The organism is Peribacillus saganii (genome assembly GCF_003429095.1).
GTDB lineage: Bacteria > Bacillota > Bacilli > Bacillales > DSM-1321 > Peribacillus > Peribacillus saganii.
The window spans coordinates 1-1840 of sequence record NZ_QVTE01000060.1 but is presented as its reverse complement, the minus strand read 5'-3'; the positions used below and the strand labels follow the sequence as shown (position 1 = coordinate 1840).

Sequence of the window (1840 nt, the reverse complement as noted above, 5' to 3'; positions counted from 1 at the left end):
CTCCCTCAATGAAGAAAGGAAAATCTCACGTTTTCTCCTGTTTTCTTAGATTTTCATAGTGGTTTACCTTCCGGTAAATGTTTAATAGTTGGGGAATTATCACTTGAAAGGATAAAATTAGACTCCATAAGGAAAAAGAGCCGTCACCCACTAACCAACCAATTACAAAAATTGGTTGGTTAGTCAAAATATGATCGCACTGGTAGATGTCCACATTTCTCATGGAGGTCAACCCTCCCATGTCTCACAGAGTCTTCGCTCTCAAATTCCTTCGTCCAACCTTACCATGAGGTGGATGTCGGCCATGCTGCCCCACAGGGTCTTAGCCCGTAATTTAGTTGCTTTGCCGACTAATCCATGCTTCAAATGTCCTCAAAACCATAAAACATTAACTATAATTTATCTAAACAAAAAACAAAATTAAGCGGCCAATTCTGCCTTCTTTAATACTGACAAATGAGGGATGTCTTTTAACATCTTTTCTTCACTAAACTCAAATTGCTTTTTACCTATACTAAAGAAGATACGGATCAGTTTATTACATAAAGCGATAAGAGACTGCATCTTCTTTAATGGATTATCTGGACGTTGAGTATAGTAAGCATGTAATGCCTTAAATGCAGAATTTTTGGCGACGAGAATCATACAAACCCTGAATAACAGAGCCCTCAGTTTCTTCCGTCCTCTTTTTGTGATGGTCGTTTTTCCTTTGTGCTTACCTGATGTATTTTCTTTTAAGCTTAAGCCTGCCAGCTTAATAATTTGCCGAGGATGAGTATATTCACTAAGATCACCCACTTCCGCAAAGAAGCCGGCAATTGTATCCCTGCCAACACCTTTTATGGCTAACATTTGTGGTACACCTGGTATTTCATCAAGTAAACCATCTATTTGCGCATCCAATTCTTCGAATTTTAACTGAATTAATTCATATTTAGCCAGAATCGTTTTTAGCTCTAATTTAGCCATTTCAGAGCCTTGTCGAAGTCCGATGGACTTACTGGCTGCTTGCTTTAACTCACGAATCTTACTTAATCCCACACTCCGTGTTACGGATTTTCTTAAATGGGAGAGCAGTTCATGTTCAGTGAAATTTACGATTTCATGAGGTAAGGCATAAAGCTTTAAAAATTGTAACGCTGCCTTGCCCTCCCACTTCTTAAAGACTTTTAGAAATTCAGGAAAGTACCGATCAATCCAGTTGTGAACCTGCCCTTGGACCGTTTGGAGATCCTCTGTTAAAAGATCGCGTATTTTCTTTGCGACACGGAGTTCGGCATAAACACCTTGTGGTATCGTAGGTTCGGCGTATCTTCCGTCTTTGACCAGCTGGGCTATAACTTTAGCATCTTTCACATCATTCTTAGTAGGTGAGTTATCATCTAGTTCCTTGCTTTTCTTTACGTGCAATGGATTTACCGCTACAAATTTAATCTCGTTTTCTTTTAAAATATGAGCGAGATTAAACCAATAGTGGCCTGTTGGTTCCATCCCAACCACGACTTTATCCATACTTTGTTCTTTCTTGATTTCTGAAATCCACTTAAGAAAATGCTCAAATCCTTCTTTTGTATTTTCAAAATAACATGGTGATCCAAACTCTATTCCTCTAAAATCCTGGGCACGTGCCACATGCTTGAATTTAGCAATATCGACTCCTATAATAAGAGTTTTAGGAGTTATTTGAGCAATCTTCTTATTCTGGTTATAATTCATTTTAAAGCCTCCTGGTATTTGAGTAATGTCCTTTTCGCTGCGCTGCTTTAGGACATTCTCATTCTACCAAGAGGTTATTTTTTTGTTCAAACTCCATTTTCACTCATTACAGGAATGCTGCCCC

The 1840-nt window shown here is 38.5% G+C and carries 1 protein-coding gene; it reads right to left on the bottom strand.

Translation table 11 applies throughout. The annotated features are described in order from the left end of the window. Positions 1–420: 420 nt before the first annotated feature. Positions 421–1716: an IS110 family RNA-guided transposase gene (locus D0469_RS19165; protein ID WP_117328340.1), complete on the bottom strand. Its 1296-nt coding sequence runs from the start codon at positions 1714–1716 to the stop codon at positions 421–423. Positions 1717–1840 lie beyond the last annotated feature (124 nt).